The 16,394-nt window shown below is 57.3% G+C and carries 20 protein-coding genes; 8 read left to right on the forward strand and 12 right to left on the reverse strand.

Annotated elements, in window-relative coordinates:
• Window positions 1–25: 25 nt before the first annotated feature.
• The 5 genes from oppA (at window position 26) to oppF (ending at window position 5,624) form a co-directional block, all read left to right on the forward strand.
• On the forward strand, window positions 26–1,666 hold the full coding sequence (oppA, locus tag AC6I8F_RS09180) for an oligopeptide ABC transporter substrate-binding protein OppA (RefSeq protein ID WP_021510084.1): 1,641 nt from the start codon (window positions 26–28) through the stop codon (window positions 1,664–1,666).
• Between the two features lie 81 nt (window positions 1,667–1,747).
• On the forward strand, window positions 1,748–2,668 hold the full coding sequence (gene oppB, locus AC6I8F_RS09185; RefSeq protein WP_021510085.1) for an oligopeptide ABC transporter permease OppB: 921 nt from the start codon (window positions 1,748–1,750) through the stop codon (window positions 2,666–2,668).
• A 15-nt stretch (window positions 2,669–2,683) separates the two neighbouring features.
• The gene (gene oppC / locus AC6I8F_RS09190; RefSeq protein ID WP_021510086.1) at window positions 2,684–3,592 is read left to right on the forward strand and encodes an oligopeptide ABC transporter permease OppC; all 909 of its coding nucleotides are present in this window, start codon (window positions 2,684–2,686) and stop codon (window positions 3,590–3,592) included.
• 11 nt (window positions 3,593–3,603) lie between these two features.
• Entirely contained in the window at window positions 3,604–4,623 is a 1,020-nt protein-coding gene (locus AC6I8F_RS09195) for an ABC transporter ATP-binding protein (RefSeq protein ID WP_021510087.1), read from the forward strand.
• Window positions 4,620–5,624, forward strand: a complete 1,005-nt coding sequence (oppF, locus tag AC6I8F_RS09200; RefSeq protein WP_494260929.1) for a murein tripeptide/oligopeptide ABC transporter ATP binding protein OppF — start codon at window positions 4,620–4,622, stop codon at window positions 5,622–5,624. Before AC6I8F_RS09195 ends, oppF begins: the two co-directional genes overlap by 4 nt.
• A 59-nt stretch (window positions 5,625–5,683) precedes the next feature.
• Here oppF and AC6I8F_RS09205 read toward each other — a convergent pair whose 3' ends face one another.
• Both AC6I8F_RS09205 and cls read right to left on the reverse strand, forming a co-directional pair.
• Entirely contained in the window at window positions 5,684–6,013 is a 330-nt protein-coding gene (locus AC6I8F_RS09205) for an HI1450 family dsDNA-mimic protein (RefSeq protein ID WP_013509338.1), read from the reverse strand.
• Between the two features lie 37 nt (window positions 6,014–6,050).
• The gene (gene cls, locus AC6I8F_RS09210; RefSeq protein WP_021510090.1) at window positions 6,051–7,511 is read right to left on the reverse strand and encodes a cardiolipin synthase; all 1,461 of its coding nucleotides are present in this window, start codon (window positions 7,509–7,511) and stop codon (window positions 6,051–6,053) included.
• A gap of 162 nt (window positions 7,512–7,673) precedes the next feature.
• Between cls and AC6I8F_RS09215 the strand changes: the two genes are divergently transcribed.
• Window positions 7,674–7,847 (forward strand): YciY family protein, encoded by a 174-nt coding sequence (locus AC6I8F_RS09215; protein ID WP_088517180.1) that lies wholly within the window; start codon window positions 7,674–7,676, stop codon window positions 7,845–7,847.
• A gap of 16 nt (window positions 7,848–7,863) precedes the next feature.
• Here the strand turns inward: AC6I8F_RS09215 and AC6I8F_RS09220 are convergent, their stop codons facing one another.
• Together AC6I8F_RS09220 and AC6I8F_RS09225 are read right to left on the reverse strand one after the other, a co-directional pair.
• On the reverse strand, window positions 7,864–8,037 hold the full coding sequence (locus tag AC6I8F_RS09220; protein WP_021510092.1) for a hypothetical protein: 174 nt from the start codon (window positions 8,035–8,037) through the stop codon (window positions 7,864–7,866).
• Window positions 8,037–8,333 (reverse strand): YciI family protein, encoded by a 297-nt coding sequence (locus tag AC6I8F_RS09225; protein WP_010617723.1) that lies wholly within the window; start codon window positions 8,331–8,333, stop codon window positions 8,037–8,039. Before AC6I8F_RS09225 ends, AC6I8F_RS09220 begins: the two co-directional genes overlap by 1 nt.
• Window positions 8,334–8,538: 205 nt before the next feature.
• On the opposite strand from AC6I8F_RS09225, the gene tonB reads away from it, so the two are divergent.
• Window positions 8,539–9,270, forward strand: coding sequence for a TonB system transport protein TonB (tonB, locus tag AC6I8F_RS09230; RefSeq protein ID WP_031280217.1), 732 nt, complete (start codon window positions 8,539–8,541; stop codon window positions 9,268–9,270).
• 51 nt (window positions 9,271–9,321) lie between these two features.
• Here tonB and yciA read toward each other — a convergent pair whose 3' ends face one another.
• From yciA to AC6I8F_RS09250, 4 genes are read right to left on the reverse strand one after another with little or no spacing between them, the layout of a single operon-like run.
• On the reverse strand, window positions 9,322–9,738 hold the full coding sequence (gene yciA, locus AC6I8F_RS09235) for an acyl-CoA thioester hydrolase YciA (RefSeq protein WP_498028747.1): 417 nt from the start codon (window positions 9,736–9,738) through the stop codon (window positions 9,322–9,324).
• Window positions 9,739–9,792: 54 nt separating this feature from the next.
• Entirely contained in the window at window positions 9,793–10,332 is a 540-nt protein-coding gene (locus AC6I8F_RS09240) for a septation protein A (protein WP_058758637.1), read from the reverse strand.
• Window positions 10,333–10,392: 60 nt separating this feature from the next.
• Entirely contained in the window at window positions 10,393–11,127 is a 735-nt protein-coding gene (locus tag AC6I8F_RS09245; RefSeq protein ID WP_104092993.1) for a YciC family protein, read from the reverse strand.
• Between the two features lie 27 nt (window positions 11,128–11,154).
• A complete protein-coding gene (locus tag AC6I8F_RS09250; RefSeq protein ID WP_021510097.1) occupies window positions 11,155–11,571 on the reverse strand; it encodes a YkgJ family cysteine cluster protein in 417 nt (138 codons plus the stop codon).
• A 245-nt stretch (window positions 11,572–11,816) separates the two neighbouring features.
• On the opposite strand from AC6I8F_RS09250, the gene ompW reads away from it, so the two are divergent.
• Window positions 11,817–12,449, forward strand: a complete 633-nt coding sequence (ompW, locus tag AC6I8F_RS09255; RefSeq protein WP_058771265.1) for an outer membrane protein OmpW — start codon at window positions 11,817–11,819, stop codon at window positions 12,447–12,449.
• Between the two features lie 47 nt (window positions 12,450–12,496).
• Here the strand turns inward: ompW and AC6I8F_RS09260 are convergent, their stop codons facing one another.
• The 4 genes from AC6I8F_RS09260 to trpCF form a co-directional block, all read right to left on the reverse strand.
• Window positions 12,497–12,811, reverse strand: a complete 315-nt coding sequence (locus AC6I8F_RS09260) for a BON domain-containing protein (protein ID WP_021510099.1) — start codon at window positions 12,809–12,811, stop codon at window positions 12,497–12,499.
• A 172-nt stretch (window positions 12,812–12,983) separates the two neighbouring features.
• Window positions 12,984–13,787: a tryptophan synthase subunit alpha gene (trpA, locus tag AC6I8F_RS09265; RefSeq protein WP_498028748.1), complete on the reverse strand. Its 804-nt coding sequence runs from the start codon at window positions 13,785–13,787 to the stop codon at window positions 12,984–12,986.
• The gene (gene trpB / locus AC6I8F_RS09270; RefSeq protein ID WP_021510101.1) at window positions 13,787–14,980 is read right to left on the reverse strand and encodes a tryptophan synthase subunit beta; all 1,194 of its coding nucleotides are present in this window, start codon (window positions 14,978–14,980) and stop codon (window positions 13,787–13,789) included. The genes trpA and trpB overlap by 1 nt, the downstream gene beginning before the upstream one ends.
• 46 nt (window positions 14,981–15,026) lie before the next feature.
• Entirely contained in the window at window positions 15,027–16,394 is a 1,368-nt protein-coding gene (trpCF, locus tag AC6I8F_RS09275; protein WP_498028749.1) for a bifunctional indole-3-glycerol-phosphate synthase TrpC/phosphoribosylanthranilate isomerase TrpF, read from the reverse strand.

Here is a 16,394-nt window from a genome sequence, read left to right on the forward strand (position 1 = left end):
ACGATAATAAAACTGGAGCGTAATAATGAACAACATCACGAAAAAAAGCCTGATCGCCGCAGGCGTACTGGCGGCCATCGGCGCGCTGGCAGGGAATGCTGCACTGGCGGCCAACGTACCGGCGGGTACCGAATTGGCAGCGAAACAGGAACTGGTGCGCGGCAATGGCGATGAAGTGCAGTCGCTGGATCCGCACAAAATTGAAGGCGTGCCGGAAGATAATATCGCCCGTGACCTGTATGAAGGTCTGATCGTGAGCGACAGCAACGGCAAGCCGGTTCCGGGCGTCGCGGAAAGCTGGGAAAACAAAGACTACAAAGTCTGGACCTTCCATCTGCGTAAAAATGCCAAATGGTCAAACGGCGAGCCGGTCACCGCGCAGGACTTCGTCTACAGCTGGCAGCGTCTGGTCGATCCAAAAACCGCCTCGCCTTATGCGAGCTACCCGCAGTATGGCCACATCCTCAACGTGGATGACATCATCGCCGGTAAAAAACCGACCTCCGATCTTGGCGTGAAAGCACTGGATGACCACACGCTGGAAGTGACGCTGAGCGAGCCGGTACCGTACTTCGATAAGCTGCTGATCAACGCGGTGATGTCACCGGTGTATAAGCCCGCCATTGAGAAGTTTGGCGACCAGTGGACGCAGCCGCAGAACTGGGTCGGCAACGGTGCATTTAAACTGGAATCTCACGTGATCAACGAACGCGTGACGCTGGTGCGTAACCCGGAATACTGGGACAACGAACATACCGTACTGAATAAAGTCACCTTCCTGCCAATCAACTCCGAAGTCAGCGATGTGAACCGTTATTTCTCTGAGAACGGCAGCGACATCACTTACAACAACATGCCGATCGAGCTGTTTAAAAAACTGCAGCGTGATAACGGTAAAGAGCTGATGGTGAAACCGTATCTGTGCACCTACTACTATGAAATCAACAACCAGAAAGCACCGTTTACCGATGTCCGCGTGCGTACCGCGCTGAAGCTGGGTCTGGATCGCGACATCATGGTGAACAAAGTGCTGGCGCAGGGTCAACAGCCGGCCTACAGCTTCACACCGCCAGCCACTGACGGCATGGAACTGCTGCCGCCGGACTGGTACAAGTGGGATCAGAACAAGCGTAACGAAGAAGCGAAGAAACTGCTGGCCGAAGCCGGTTATACCGCTGACAAACCGCTGACCTTCAATCTGCTGTACAACACCTCCGATCTGCACAAAAAACTGGCGATTGCCGCCTCGTCCATCTGGAAAAAGAACATCGGCGTCAACATTAAGCTGGAAAACCAGGAGTGGAAAACCTTCCTGGATACCCGTCATCAGGGCAACTTCGATGTCTCCCGCGCGGCATGGTGTGCCGACTATAACGAACCGACTTCCTTCCTGAACATCATGTTGTCGGACAGCAGCAGTAACACCTCGCACTATAAGAGCGCGGACTTCGACAAAGTGATTCACGATGCGGTGAAAGCGGCGGATGACAAAGCGCGCGTGGCCGATTATCAGAAAGCAGAGCAGATCCTGGATAAAGACAGCACCATCGTGCCGGTTTACTACTACGTGAACGCGCGTCTGGTGAAACCGTACGTTGGCGGCTACACCGGCAACGATCCGCTGGATAAAACCCTGGATAAGAACCTGTACATCATTAAGCATTAATAGCACTCAGGCTATCGACAGTGGCGGTGCTGCGGCGCCGCCTTTTTGACTTTGTGAAGCAACAGCCTGGTAGGTACGGCAATGTTAAAATTCATCCTGCGTCGGCTCCTTGAAGCCATCCCGACGCTATTCATTCTGATCACCATCTCCTTCTTTATGATGCGACTGGCACCCGGCAGTCCGTTCACCGGCGAGCGTGCGCTGGCGCCGGAAGTCATGGCCAACATTGAGGCCAAATATCATCTCAACGATCCGATCGGCAAACAGTATCTCAGCTACCTGGTGCAGCTGGCACACGGTGATTTCGGGCCGTCGTTTAAATATAAAGACTACTCGGTTAACTACCTGGTCGGTCATGCGTTTCCGGTATCGGCCAAACTGGGGCTGGCAGCCTTCTTCCTTGCGGTGGTGCTGGGCGTCACGGCGGGGGTTATCGCCGCGCTGAAGCAAAACAGTTTGTGGGATTATGCGGTCATGGGGGTGGCGATGACCGGGGTGGTCATTCCCAGCTTCGTGGTGGCACCGCTGCTGGTACTGATCTTTGCCATCACCCTACGCTGGCTGCCAGGCGGCGGCTGGAATGGCGGCCAGTGGAACTACATGCTGCTGCCGATGGTGGCGCTGTCACTGGCTTACATCGCCAGTATCGCCCGTATCACCCGCGGCTCGATGATTGAAGTGATGCACTCCAACTTCATCCGCACCGCGCGTGCGAAAGGGCTGCCGCTGCGCCGTATCGTGCTGCGCCACGCGCTGAAGCCGGCGCTGCTGCCGGTGCTCTCCTATATGGGGCCGGCGTTTGTTGGCATCATCACCGGTTCGATGGTAATCGAATCAATTTACGGTCTGCCGGGCATCGGTCAGCTGTTCGTCAACGGCGCACTGAACCGTGACTACTCGCTGGTGATGAGCCTGACCATTCTGGTCGGCGTGCTGACTATCCTGTTCAACGCGATCGTTGACGTGCTGTACGCCGTTATCGATCCGAAAATTCGTTACTGATGGTGGAGCTCGCTCATGATGTTAAGTAAGAAAAATAGCGAAGCTCTGGACGCGTTCAGCGAAAAGCTGGAAGTGGAAGGGCGCAGCCTGTGGCAGGACGCACGTCGCCGCTTTATTCATAACCGTGCGGCCCTTATCAGCCTGCTGGTGCTGCTGGTGATTGCGCTGTTCGTGGTGTTCGCCCCGATGCTGGCGCAGTTCAAATATGATGATACCGACTGGGCGATGATGTCTGCACCGCCGGACACCACCTCAGGGCACTGGTTTGGCACCGACTCTTCCGGACGTGACCTGCTGGTGCGCGTGGCGATTGGCGGCCGTATCTCGCTGATGGTCGGCATCGCTTCAGCGCTGATCGCGGTGCTGGTGGGCACGCTGTACGGTTCGCTGGCCGGCTACCTCGGCGGCAAGATTGACTCGGTGATGATGCGTATTCTGGAAATCCTCAACTCGTTCCCGTTTATGTTCTTCGTCATCCTGCTGGTGACCTTCTTTGGTCGCAATATCCTGCTGATCTTCGTTGCCATTGGCATGGTGTCATGGCTGGATATGGCGCGTATCGTGCGCGGCCAGACGCTGGGACTGAAGCGCAAAGAGTTCATCGAAGCGGCGCAGGTCGGCGGCGTTTCTACCGGCAATATCGTGCTGCGCCACATCGTGCCGAACGTGCTGGGCGTGGTGGTGGTGTATGCCTCGCTGCTGGTGCCAAGCATGATCCTGTTTGAATCCTTCCTGAGTTTCCTTGGCCTCGGCACCCAGGAGCCACTGAGCAGCTGGGGCGCGCTGTTGAGCGACGGCGCCAACTCGATGGAAGTATCACCGTGGCTGCTGATGTTCCCGGCGGGCTTCCTGGTGGTGACGTTGTTCTGTTTCAACTTTATCGGCGATGGCCTGCGTGACGCCCTCGACCCGAAAGATCGTTAAGGAGTTTCCCGATGACCCATCATGATACTCAGCAGCCGCTGGCGGCTGCACCTGCGGGAAACGCTAACCTGCTGCTGGACGTTAAAGATCTGCGCGTCACCTTTAGTACTCACGACGGCGACGTGACCGCTGTGAACGACCTCAACTTTTCCCTGCGCGCCGGTGAAACGCTGGGCATTGTCGGTGAATCCGGCTCCGGAAAATCGCAAACCGCGTTTGCACTGATGGGACTGCTGGCGAAAAATGGTCGCATTGGCGGCTCGGCGCAGTTCAACGGCAGCGAAATCCTCAATCTGCCGGAAAGCAAACTGAACAAGCTGCGCGCGGAACAGATTGCGATGATTTTCCAGGACCCGATGACATCGCTCAATCCGTACATGCGCGTCGGCGAACAGCTGATGGAGGTGCTGAAACTGCATAAAGGCATGAGCAGCGCCCAGGCGTTTGAAGAGTCGGTGCGCATGCTGGACGCGGTGAAAATGCCGGAAGCGCGCAAGCGCATGAAGATGTTCCCGCACGAGTTTTCCGGTGGCATGCGTCAGCGCGTAATGATCGCCATGGCGCTGCTGTGCCGGCCAAAGCTGCTGATTGCCGATGAGCCAACCACCGCGCTGGATGTCACCGTGCAGGCGCAAATCATGACGCTGCTGAATGAGCTGAAGCGTGAATTTAACACCGCCATCATCATGATCACCCACGATCTCGGCGTTGTTGCCGGGATCTGTGACAAGGTACTGGTGATGTATGCCGGGCGCACCATGGAGTATGGCCGTGCGCGCGATGTGTTCTACCAGCCGGCCCATCCGTATTCGATCGGTTTGCTAAGCGCGGTGCCGCGTCTTGACGCGGAGGGAGAGTCGCTGACCACCATTCCCGGCAACCCGCCCAACCTGTTGCGTCTGCCGCAGGGCTGTCCGTTCCAGCCGCGCTGCGCATATGCCATGGATATTTGTGCCAAATCACCGCCGCTTGAACCGTTTGCCGAAGGGCGCCTGCGCGCCTGCTTCAAACCGGTGGAGGAGTTAGTATGAGCACCGTAACTGAAGAGAAAAAAGTGTTGCTGGAAATCGCCGATCTCAAGGTGCATTTCGATATCAAAGACGGCAAGCAGTGGTTCTGGCAGCCGCCGAAAACCCTGAAAGCGGTGGATGGTGTCAGTCTGCGTCTGTATGAAGGCGAAACCCTCGGCGTGGTCGGTGAATCCGGCTGCGGCAAATCCACGCTGGCGCGCGCCATTATCGGTCTGGTGAAAGCCACCGACGGGCGCGTGGCGTGGCTGGGGCGCGATCTGCTGGGTCAGAGCCAGGAAGAGTGGCGTCAGGCGCGCAGCGACATTCAAATGATCTTCCAGGATCCGCTGGCCTCGCTCAACCCGCGTATGACCATTGGTGACATCATTGCCGAACCGCTGCGCACCTACTATCCGAAGATGCCGCGTCAGGAAGTGAAGGATAAGGTTAAAACCATGATGATGAAGGTCGGTCTGCTGCCGAACCTCATCAACCGCTATCCGCACGAGTTCTCCGGTGGCCAGTGCCAGCGTATCGGCATCGCCCGTGCGCTGATTCTTGAGCCGAAGCTGATTATCTGTGATGAGCCGGTCTCGGCGCTCGACGTGTCGATTCAGGCGCAGGTGGTCAACCTGCTGCAGAAACTGCAGCATGAAATGGGCCTGTCGCTGATCTTCATCGCGCATGACCTGGCGGTGGTGAAGCACATCTCTGATCGTGTACTGGTGATGTATCTCGGCCACGCGGTTGAGCTGGGTACCTATGATGCGGTGTATAACGATCCGCAGCATCCGTATACCAAAGCGCTGATGTCGGCGGTGCCGATTCCTGATCCGGACCTGGAGAAGAATAAGCAGATTCAGCTGCTGGAAGGGGAACTGCCGTCGCCGATCAATCCGCCATCAGGCTGCGTATTCCGCACCCGCTGCCCGATTGCCGGCCCGGAGTGCGCCAAAACCCGACCGCTACTCGAAGGCAGTTTCCGCCATGCGGTGTCCTGTCTGAAAGTTGATCCGCTATAAGGGCGGTGCCATAAACAACAACGCCGGGCAGTGCCCGGCGTTTTTTTATGCGCTGCGGCTTATTCACGCCACAGAATATGACACAGCTTGTGGTCTTTCTCACGGCACAGCAGGATGCGCGCGAACACATCGGTAATCGGTTCGCCATCCGCTTCACCGAGGCCGATCACCACTTCTGAGAAGAAGTCAGGGTTGAGATCGAAATCCACATGTTCCTGCCAGTCTTCGGATGGATCAAACAGCTCGGCGCCGCCGCGCTCTTCAAATTGCAGATTGAACAGAATGATGTCTGCCGGATCGAGGTTATCGCCTGCCAGCTCAAGAAAAATATCGTAAGCCTGTTCCAGCGTTTCATCTTCAGTAAGGCGATTATTTAAATCCATGGTCATTCCTGCTTGCCCTAAGGCGGTAATATTTTCGCTCGTTTTACAGTAAAGGGCTAAAGAAGTAAAACAGTCGTTCGACGATGCGCTGCCACCAGGCACGTTTTGCCCAGCGCGCGCCGTCCAGCAGACGCGAACGGGCGATATAATCATCCTGGACGGTGGCGAGATCGCTACCAAAGCCGTCATCATCCACCACCAGCGTGATCTCGAAGTTGAGCCACAGGCTGCGCATATCCAGGTTCACCGTGCCCACCAGGCTGAGCTGACCGTCCACCAGCACGCTCTTGGTGTGCAACAGGCCATCTTCAAACTGATAGATTTTCACCCCGGCTTCCAGCAGTTCAGTGAAGAAGGCGCGGCTGGCCCAGCCGACCAGCAGCGAGTCATTGTGGCGCGGTACAACAATGCTCACCTCAACGCCACGCAGCGCGGCGGTACAGATGGCGTGCAGTAAGTCGTCGCTCGGCACGAAGTAGGGCGTGGTCATGATCAGCTGCTCGCGCGCCGAATACACCGCCGTCAGCAGCGCCTGATGAATCATGTCCTCCGGGAAGCCCGGACCTGAGGCGATCACCTGAATGGTGTGACCGCTCTCCTGCTCAAACGGCATCACATTGCCGTCCGGCGCTGGCGGCAGAATGCGTTTGCCGGTTTCGATTTCCCAGTCGCAGGCGTAGACGATGCCCATGGTGGTGGCCACCGGGCCCTCCATGCGCGCCATCAGATCAATCCATTGACCCACGCCAGCATCCTGTTTAAAGAAGCGCGGATCCACCAGGTTCATGCTGCCGGTATAGGCAATATAGTTATCGATCAGTACCACTTTGCGATGCTGACGCAAATCCATGCGGCGCAGGAATACACGCCACAGGCTGACCTGCAATGCCTCGACTACATCAATACCGGCGTTGCGCATCATGCCCACCCACGGACTGCGGAAGAACGCCACGCTGCCGGCGGAGTCCAGCATCAGGCGGCAGTGCACGCCGCGCCGTGAGGCAGCCATCAGCGATTCCGCTACATCATCAGCCAGACCACCCGGCTGCCAGATGTAAAACACCATCTCAATATTATGGCGCGCCAGCTGAATATCGCGGATCAGCGCCTGCATCACGTCATCGGCGCTGGTTAGCAGCTGCAGCTGATTGCCTTTAACGCCGGCAATACCCTGACGATGACGGCACAGCTCGAACAGGGAACGCGCCACGTCGCTGTGTTCAGTCGCGAAAATGTGACGACACTGTTTCAGGTCGTTGAGCCATTTGGCGGTCGAGGGCCACATGGTGCGGGCGCGTTCTGCGCGACGTTTACCTAAATGCAGTTCGCCAAACGACAGATAGGCGATAATACCCACCAGCGGCAGAATGTAGATGATCAGCAGCCAGGCCATCGCCGAGGTCACCGCACGCCGCTTCATCAGGATGCGCAGCGTAACCCCGGCAATCAGCAGCCAGTAGCCAAACAGCAGCAACCAGCTGATAAGGGTATAAAATGTGGTCATAAAGTGGACGTCCCGTTCGCGCTTTGATGGGCAAAGTTTACGTGTTGATCTGCGCCAGCGAAACCTTTAATCGTTGATGACGTTTCGATGAAGGTTTCGATTTGGCATTTTTAGCCAGATCACTATAATGCGTCGCGGGTTTAGCCAGTCAGAGAGGATGTGATGAGACGCAGCAGAAATGAAGTGGCCCGCTGGAGAATGTTACGCCAGGCGCATCGCCGTCGTGCCCGCTGGCTGGAAGGGCAGTCACGTCGTTATAAGCGCATCCATGCGATTCGTCATCAGGTAGCGCAGCAGCAGCGCCGCTCCATCCTGTTTATCACGCAGAATACCTGAGCAATGAACGCGGTCGTCAGTGGCCGCGTAATACCAGTGAAACATTCACTATCTGCAGGGCCGCCGCCAGTACCACCAGCATGACGATGTGCTGGCGCGCCTGACGCCAGCCCTGACGGCGCCACAGCCACAGCGCACGACCAATCAGCAGCAGCACCAGCACTAACAACAGAAGGGGCTGCCACTGCATCAGAACACCCGTTTAAACGGTTTAACCGTGACTTTGTCGTACACACCAGCGGCGATATACGGATCGTCATTGGCCCACGACTGGGCCGTTTCCAGCGATGAGAACTCGGCAACAATCACAGAACCGGTGAAACCAGCCGGGCCCGGCTCATTACTGTCGACGGCAGGCAGAGGACCGGCGACAATCAGACGCCCCTCATCCTGCAGCAGCTGCAGACGCGCCAGGTGTGCCGGGCGCACAGAGTTACGTTTTTCCAGTGAATCTGCGGTATCTTCCGCATAAATGACGTAAAGCACGATGGGATACTCCCGTTAGACTTGCCGAATTTGCGAGACACGTTAAGTGATCGCTAAACAGAGTGCAAACGAAAGATAATGGGCGCGCGCTGCAACGCAGGCAGGGTTAAAAAGCGCCTTTCTTTTAGCCTTCAGTAGCGTGCTTATTGAAACTGATTGCTATTTGCATTTAAAATCAGCGCTTCACTCAATGAACATGACTGATATGACGACGTTGACTACGCCTTTTCCAACCCGAACGCCTGTGTCCGTGATTTTATCCGTGCTCCTTCACGGTTCGGTAATCGCCGGCATTCTTTATGCTTCATTTCATCAGACCATTGAGGTTCCTAAAGCGTCTCAGCCTATCAGCATTAGCATGGTGGCCCCCGAAGTGCAGCCTGAACCGGCACCGGCAGCTGTAACCCCGCCGCCGCCGCCCGAGCCGGAACCCGAGCCGGAAGTCGCGCCAGAGCCACCAAAAGCCGAGCCGGTGCCGATCCCTAAGCCGGAACCTAAACCGAAGCCAAAACCGAAACCGAAGCCAAAGGTGGAGAAGAAGGCAGAGCCGAAACCGCGTCAGCAGGTGAAGCCGCAGGAGAATCCGTTTAAACAGGACGCGCCAGCCGCGCAAACGCGCCCCTCGACGGCACCAAAGAGTAACCCGGCCCCGACGCAGACGGTGTCGGATGGACCGAAAGCGATGAGCGTCAGCAAGCCGGCCTATCCGGCGCGTGCGTTCGCGCTGCGCGTTGAAGGGCGGGTGCGGGTGAAGTTTGACGTGGACAGCGATGGGCGCGTCGATAACGTAGAGATTTTGTCCGCCGAGCCGCGCAACATGTTTGAGCGCGAAGTGAAGCAGGCGATGAAGAAATGGCGCTATCAGCCAGGACGGCCGGGCAAAGGGCTGACGATGAACATCGTGTTCCGCATTAACGGCGGCGCGAACATCGAGTAAAGCCAGACAGGCAAACAAAAAGCGGCCATTCCGGGCCGCTTTTTTATACGCTTAATTGCTCAGATTGGCCTGGCCTTCCGGCAGCGGACGGGATTTCCCGCTGTTATCGACCGCCACGTAAACAAACACCGCTTCGGTGGCGCAGTAGGTCTGGCCGATCGGTTCGGACGACACTTTTTTAATCCACACTTCCACGTTAATGGTCATCGAGCTATTGCCTGTGCGGATGCAGCGCGCGTAGCAGCTCACCACATCGCCGACTGCGACGGGCTTGAGGAAGGTCATACCATCCACGCGCACCGTTACCACGCGGCCTTTGGCAATCTCTTTAGCCAGTATCGCGCCGCCCATATCCATCTGCGACATCAGCCAGCCGCCGAAGATATCACCGTTGGCATTGGTATCTGCCGGCATCGCCAGGGTACGCGAGACCATCTCGCCTAGCGGCAACTTATGTTTTTCGTCCATTGCTCAGTTCTTCTGCAGGTGAAGACAAGCCCGGCGGAGACCGGGCTGCATCGATTATTTTTGTTCTTGTTGCGGCATCTGTCGCCAGATATACAGGCCGCTTAACAGCGTAAACAGCAGGGTCAGGCCGGTAAGACCGAACACCTTAAAGTTAACCCAAAACGCCTGGGATAACCAAAACGCGACATAAATATTCGCCAGGCCGCAGGCCAGGAAGAACAGGGCCCAGGCGATATTCAGCCGACGCCATACCGCACCCGGCAGCTGCAGCTCTTTGCCAAGCATGGTCTGGATCAGCGGTTGCTGCATAAACCACTGGCTGTACAGCAGCGCCAGCGCGAACAGCGAGTAAATCACCGTGACTTTCCACTTGATGAATTCATCATTGTGGAACACATAGGTCAGGGTGCCGAACACCGCAACCAGCACAAAGGTGAAAATGGTCATCTTCTCCAGCTTGCGGTACAGCACCCAACTGACCACCAGCGCGATACCGGTCGCTACCACCAGCGCGCCGGAGGCGACGAAAATGTCGTACAGCTTGTAGAAAATAAAGAAAACTACCAGGGGAAGAAAATCGAGTAACTGCTTCATAGCGTTTCCAGTCAGGGGCAGGAGCGTTGAGTTACGGCGCCGCCGCGGGCGCCATAACGCTTAACGTAACAGCATATACAGCCGGTACAAATAGATAATCAGAATGGCTGATACCAGGTTGCCCAGCGCGTTGAGCACCACCGAAGCGATATTGGCAGGCAGCACGGTCAGCGAGGAGAAGAAGAACATCAGCGCAATTTTCGCCAGCAGCCACAAAATAATCGCCGGGGCGATCACCTTAATGTTCTTCCAGGCCAGACGCATACTGGCGCGCATCGCACTGAAAATGCCCATTTTTTCACTTGCCAGCATCACCGGCGCCAGCGACAGCAGAATCGCCAGAATCACACCCGGCACCATCAGTACCATAAAGCCCAGCTGCACCAGCAGGGTGATCAGGAAGGTCTGCACCAGCAGTTTCGGCAGCAGCGGCGCAGAGGCGCCAATCGCGCGCAGCGCGCTGACGCGCTGTCCACTGGATACCATCGGCAGCAGGCACAGCATGCCGCCCAATAGCAGCGTGTTGCCAATCAGGGCAGCGAAAGTGCCGGCGGCAGAGGCGCGCAGCAGAATGCGTTGCTGATCTGGTGACATGTTCTGGACGATTTCAAACAGCGATGAGGCGCTGCTGTCGGTCTGGCTGAGCAAGGATAACTGATCCTCGCCCGGCGTCAGGGCGTGGCCAACAATCACGGTAATAAACGAGGTCAGCAACGCCATCAGCACGATGGTGACCAGCTGATGGCGCAGAAAATTTCCTGTGTCACGGTATAACGAGCTTGCCGTGATAGACATGTACACTCCTTGAAGGAACCGGGTTAATTAACCCGGCGATTGTACATGTTCTGCAGGCAGGCTGGCACCCGGAATCCCATAACTTTCTGTCATCTCAGGTAAAGAAGGGTGAAAAAGCGCGGGTAAACCATAGCGCGCCCGCGCGCGATCGCAGGCGTCATTCGGCACGCCATTTTCGCCGGACATGGCGAACTCCCGGCATGGTGACGGCCGCTGCGCATAAATCCCGCAGGATACACAGCCGCCAATTTCACCCTGCAGCGCCACGCAGCGCGGGGCACGATCGTTGGTGCCGCGCATGTTGCGCATCATCAGGCTCAGGGGTTCTGTCAGTTCAACCGGCACCGCGCCACCGCCGTCGTCGGCTTCGGCCCAGTAAAAAGAAACGCGAAAATGGGCGCAGCAGGCGCCACAGGTCATACAGGGGTTAAGTAAATCGCTCATCTGATCGCCCGCCACTCCTGAGGCTTCGAACCAAAATCACAAAAGGGGAATAGCAACATAATCACGCCGTGTCATGGCGGCAACAGGATTTTTATGTCCGCTTGTAAAGGCAAAATTGATCTGAATCAATTCATTGTTTTATAAGTAATTAATTTGAATTGATGCTGATGATCTTTTCGCAAAAAAGGGGTAAATCTTGTGCCGCGATTAACCTCAATACCCTGTTTTCCGGCAAAGGAGTGATTATGAAACTGGCTAAATGCGCGCTGCTGCTGGCGCTGGCGATCCCGCAACTGGCACTGGCTCACCAGGCCGGTGATTTTTTTGTGCGCGCCGGTAGCGCGACCGTTCGTCCGACCGAAGGCTCTGATAATGTGCTGGGTATGGGCGGCTTCAGCGTCAGTAATGATACCCAGCTGGGTCTGACGTTTACCTGGATGGCGACCGACAATATCGGCGTTGAGCTGCTGGCGGCCACGCCGTTCCGCCACAAAGTGGGACTTGGCCCGACCGGCAACCTCGCTACCGTGCGTCAGCTGCCGCCCACCCTGATGGCGCAGTACTACTTTTTCGACAGCCAAAGCGCGCTGCGCCCTTACGTTGGCGTCGGGATCAACTACACCACCTTCTACGATGCGAAGTTCAACCAGACCGGGCAGGATGCGCAGCTGAGCGATTTGAGCGTGAAAGATTCATGGGGCGTGGCGGGTCAGGTCGGGCTGGATTATCAGATCAACCGCGACTGGATGCTCAACGCGTCATTGTGGTACATGGACATCGATACCGAGGTGAAATTCAAAGCGGCGGGCGAACAGCAGAATATCAATACCCGCATCGATCCGTGGGTGTTCTTCTTTGGCGCGGGCTACCGTTTCTGATTTTTACACCAGAAAGAAAAAGGGCGACCCGCAGGTCGCCCGTTTAGTTACTTAATCTGCATATTGTTGACGACGGATTTTACCCCCGCTACGTTACGCGTTACCGCAACCGCACGGTTGGCCATCTGCGGCGAGCTGACAAAGCCGCTCAGCTGTACTTTCCCTTTGAAGGTCTCAACGTTAATTTCTGTCGATTTCAGCGCCTCATCATTCAGCAGCTGTGCCTTCACTTTGGTGGTAATGACCGTGTCATCGATGTAACCGCCGGTCCCTTCCTTTGTTGCTGTTGGTGCACAGGCACTTAAGGTGAGCGCCATCACTGCAGCCACTAAAAAACCCGCAACGACTTTGAACAATTTCATTGGTTATCTCCCTGTCATAGATGGTGGTGCACCGTAACGTGACGGCACGCTTAAGTGTGGGCCGTGCCTCGCATTTCGGCAACTCAGGTGCGATGAAAAAGTTTGTCGCAGGGGAGAAAAAAAGAGGCAGGAAGTAAGAAGGGCCCTGCAGCCAGTGCAGGGCCGTGCCAACTCAGCGGGTAGCCGCTTTGAGATCGCTGACGAACGTTTGCAGTTCGCTGAGCAGCGCCGTTGGGTCGTTCTGATTACGCTCGATGATTTTTACGATGGCCGAGCCGGAGATGGCTCCGGCGGCTCCGGCGGCAACGGCCTCTTTCACCTGACCCGGCTCAGAGATGCCGAAGCCCTGCAGCGGCGGCGCAGCATGATATTCGCGCAGCTTCTCGATCAGATGGTGCAGCGGCAGGCTGGCGCGATTTTCCGCACCGGTAACGCCGGCGCGTGACAGCAGATAGGTATAGCCACGGCCGTGCGAGGCGATTTCGCGCAGCAGATCGTCATCCGCGTTGGGCGGACAGATAAAGATCGGCGCAATGTTGTGACGCATCGCCGCCTGGCGGAACGGTGCCGACTCCTCCACCGGCACGTCTGCCACCAGCACCGAGTCAACGCCCACCGCAGCACACTGCGCGTAGAAGTTGTCGATACCTCTGCTGAACACCAGGTTGGCGTACATCAGCAAACCAATCGGCAGGTCGGGATATTTCTGGCGCACGGTGGCGAGCATTTCAAAACACTGCGCCACGGTGGTGCCGGCGGCAAAGGCGCGCAGCGTAGCGCCCTGAATCGTCGGTCCATCGGCCAGCGGATCGGAGAACGGAATGCCCAGCTCCAGCGCATCCGCACCGCCCGCGACCAGCGCATCAATAATTTTCAGCGACAGCACCGGCGACGGATCGCCAAGGGTGACGAAGGGCACAAACGCGCCTTCCTGTTTTGCGGACAGACGTTGAAACAGCTGATTATAACGCTCCATCAGATCTCTCCCTTAGCTTTCAGAATATCGTGAACGGTAAAGATGTCTTTGTCACCGCGGCCGGAAAGGTTCACCACCAGCAGCTGCTCTTTGTCCGGGTTTTCGCGGATCATCTTCAGCGCATACGCCAGCGCGTGCGATGACTCCAGTGCCGGAATGATGCCTTCGGCACGACACAGCGTTTTAAAGGCATCCAGCGCTTCATCATCCGTGATTGACACGTAGTCAGCGCGGCCGGTGCTGTTCAGGTGCGCATGCTGCGGACCGACCGACGGGAAATCGAGACCGGCAGAGATGGAGTAGGACTCTTCGATCTGTCCCTCTTCGGTCTGCATCATCGGCGCCTTCATGCCGAAATAGATGCCGACGCGACCGTGCTTGAGCGGCGCACCGTGCTCACCGGTGTCAATACCGTGACCCGCAGGCTCCACGCCGATCAGGCGCACGCTGCTCTCTTCGATGAAGTCCGCAAACATGCCGATGGCGTTAGAACCGCCGCCGACGCACGCCAGTACCGCATCCGGCAGGCGACCCTCTTTTTCCAGAATCTGCGCTTTGGTCTCTTCGCCAATCATGCGCTGGAATTCACGCACAATGGTCGGGAATGGATGCGGACCTGCGGCAGTGCCGAGCATGTAGTGCGCGGTTTCGTAGCTGCCGGACCAGTCGCGCAGCGCCTCGTTACAGGCATCTTTCAGCGTGGCCGAGCCGCTGTGTACCGGAATCACCTCTGCGCCCATCAGCCGCATACGGAACACGTTGGGTGACTGACGCTCAACGTCTTTTGCGCCCATGTAAATACGGCATTTCATGCCGAGCAGGGCACACGCCAGCGCCGACGCCACGCCGTGCTGACCGGCACCGGTTTCCGCGATGATCTCGTTTTTGCCCATGCGTTTTGCCAGCAGCGCCTGGCCCAGCACCTGGTTAGTTTTGTGTGCGCCGCCGTGCAGCAGGTCTTCGCGCTTCAGGTACAGGCGGGTTTTGCTGCCTTTGGTCAGGTTGCTGCACAGCGTCAGGGCCGTCGGGCGACCGGCGTAGTTTTTCAGCAGGTCAGTAAATTCAGCCTGAAACGCCGGATCGCGCTGTGCTTCAACAAAGGCCGTTTCCAGCTGACGCAGTGCTGGCATCAAAATCTGCGGCACATACTGGCCGCCGAACTCGCCAAAGTAGGGATTAAGTAATGTCGTCATCGTGTCCTCTTCCTTATCCGGCCCGCCCGCAGGCGGGCAGACGCAATTAATAGGCGCGCAGCGTGCGGAATACCGCCGCGACTTTGCTGGCATCTTTGATGCCCGGCGCGGACTCCACGCCGGAGTTGAAGTCGAGGCCGGCACAGCCGAGCTGAGCGGCTTCGACGCAGTTATTGGCGCTCAGGCCACCGGCCAGCAGCACATCAGCCAGGTCTTCGCCCTGCACCAGCGACCAGTCAAAGCGCTGACCGCTGCCACCCTGGCCATTATCCAGCACGTAGCGATCAACGTGCGGCCAGTCGCGTGGCGGCAACCGATCTTTAATGCTCAGTGCTTTCCAGATGCGCACGCTGTCCGGCAGCGCCTGGCGCAGTTCCGCGACGTAGGCTTTGTCTTCATCGCCGTGCAGCTGGACGGCCGCAAGCGATAAGCGCGTGGCTAACGTGACAACGTCACCGATAGGCTGATTGCGGAACACGCCGACATACTTCAGCGGCGCAGCGGCGATCACCGCCTGCGCCTGCGCCTCGTTAACCTGGCGCGGCGAACCGGCGGCAAAGATCACGCCGCCATACAGCGCGCCAGCCTGATGCGCGGCCTGCGCGTCTTCCGGGCGGGTCAGGCCGCACACCTTGTTATCGCCCAGCAGCACGCGGCGCACACCGGCGTCGAGGTCGTGCTCTTCCATCAGCGCCGAGCCAATTAAAAAGCCGTTGGCAAAATGGCTCAGCTCGCGCACCTGGGCGTAATTATGAATGCCGGACTCGCTGATCACGGTGACGCCATGGCTGAGACGCGGGGCCAGCTGACGCGTGCGATCCAGGTCAATCGACAAATCACGCAGATCGCGGTTGTTGATGCCGACCACTTTAGCTTCCAGCGCGATAGCCCGCTCCAGCTCTTCTTCATTACTGACTTCGGTCAGCACACCCATTTTCAGGCTGTGCGCCACCGCAGCCAGCTGACGGTACTGCTCATCATCCAGTACGGACAGCATCAGCAGAATGGCATCGGCCTGATAATGGCGCGCCAGGTAAATCTGGTAGGGATCGATAATAAAGTCTTTGCACAGCACCGGCTGCGTGATGGCGGCGCTGACCACCGGCAGGAAATCAAAGCTGCCCTGGAAATATTTCTCATCGGTCAGCACTGACACTGCAGAGGCGTAATGGCGATAGATCCCGGCGATAGTCGCGGGATCAAAATCGGCGCGAATCAGTCCCTTAGACGGGGAGGCTTTTTTACACTCCAGAATGAAGACGGTGCGCGTGCCACGCAGCGCCTCGTAAAAATGACGTTCCGCCGGCTGCAGATCGTTCTGGAAGGAGGCCAGCGGCTGCTGCGATTTACGTGCTTCAACCCACAGGGCTTTATCCTGCACAATTTTCTCTAATACGGTGCCCTTGATACTCAT

Source organism: gamma proteobacterium symbiont of Axiagastus rosmarus (assembly GCF_059730925.1).

Excerpts from the sequence above, each read along its gene's own strand:
- oppA (WP_021510084.1), top strand. The coding sequence starts at position 26 with ATGAACAACATCACGAAAAAAAGCCTGATCGCCGCAGGCGTACTGGCG.
- oppB (WP_021510085.1), top strand. The coding sequence starts at position 1,748 with ATGTTAAAATTCATCCTGCGTCGGCTCCTTGAAGCCATCCCGACGCTA.
- oppC (WP_021510086.1), top strand. The coding sequence starts at position 2,684 with ATGATGTTAAGTAAGAAAAATAGCGAAGCTCTGGACGCGTTCAGCGAA.
- AC6I8F_RS09195 (WP_021510087.1), top strand. The coding sequence starts at position 3,604 with ATGACCCATCATGATACTCAGCAGCCGCTGGCGGCTGCACCTGCGGGA.
- oppF (WP_494260929.1), top strand. The coding sequence starts at position 4,620 with ATGAGCACCGTAACTGAAGAGAAAAAAGTGTTGCTGGAAATCGCCGAT.
- AC6I8F_RS09205 (WP_013509338.1), bottom strand. The coding sequence starts at position 6,013 with ATGACCATGGATTTAAATAATCGCCTTACTGAAGATGAAACGCTGGAA.
- cls (WP_021510090.1), bottom strand. The coding sequence starts at position 7,511 with ATGACCACATTTTATACCCTTATCAGCTGGTTGCTGCTGTTTGGCTAC.
- AC6I8F_RS09215 (WP_088517180.1), top strand. The coding sequence starts at position 7,674 with ATGAGACGCAGCAGAAATGAAGTGGCCCGCTGGAGAATGTTACGCCAG.
- AC6I8F_RS09220 (WP_021510092.1), bottom strand. The coding sequence starts at position 8,037 with ATGCAGTGGCAGCCCCTTCTGTTGTTAGTGCTGGTGCTGCTGCTGATT.
- tonB (WP_031280217.1), top strand. The coding sequence starts at position 8,539 with ATGACGACGTTGACTACGCCTTTTCCAACCCGAACGCCTGTGTCCGTG.
- yciA (WP_498028747.1), bottom strand. The coding sequence starts at position 9,738 with ATGGACGAAAAACATAAGTTGCCGCTAGGCGAGATGGTCTCGCGTACC.
- AC6I8F_RS09240 (WP_058758637.1), bottom strand. The coding sequence starts at position 10,332 with ATGAAGCAGTTACTCGATTTTCTTCCCCTGGTAGTTTTCTTTATTTTC.
- AC6I8F_RS09245 (WP_104092993.1), bottom strand. The coding sequence starts at position 11,127 with ATGTCTATCACGGCAAGCTCGTTATACCGTGACACAGGAAATTTTCTG.
- AC6I8F_RS09250 (WP_021510097.1), bottom strand. The coding sequence starts at position 11,571 with ATGAGCGATTTACTTAACCCCTGTATGACCTGTGGCGCCTGCTGCGCC.
- ompW (WP_058771265.1), top strand. The coding sequence starts at position 11,817 with ATGAAACTGGCTAAATGCGCGCTGCTGCTGGCGCTGGCGATCCCGCAA.
- AC6I8F_RS09260 (WP_021510099.1), bottom strand. The coding sequence starts at position 12,811 with ATGAAATTGTTCAAAGTCGTTGCGGGTTTTTTAGTGGCTGCAGTGATG.
- trpA (WP_498028748.1), bottom strand. The coding sequence starts at position 13,787 with ATGGAGCGTTATAATCAGCTGTTTCAACGTCTGTCCGCAAAACAGGAA.
- trpB (WP_021510101.1), bottom strand. The coding sequence starts at position 14,980 with ATGACGACATTACTTAATCCCTACTTTGGCGAGTTCGGCGGCCAGTAT.
- trpCF (WP_498028749.1), bottom strand. The coding sequence starts at position 16,394 with ATGAGTATCAAGGGCACCGTATTAGAGAAAATTGTGCAGGATAAAGCC.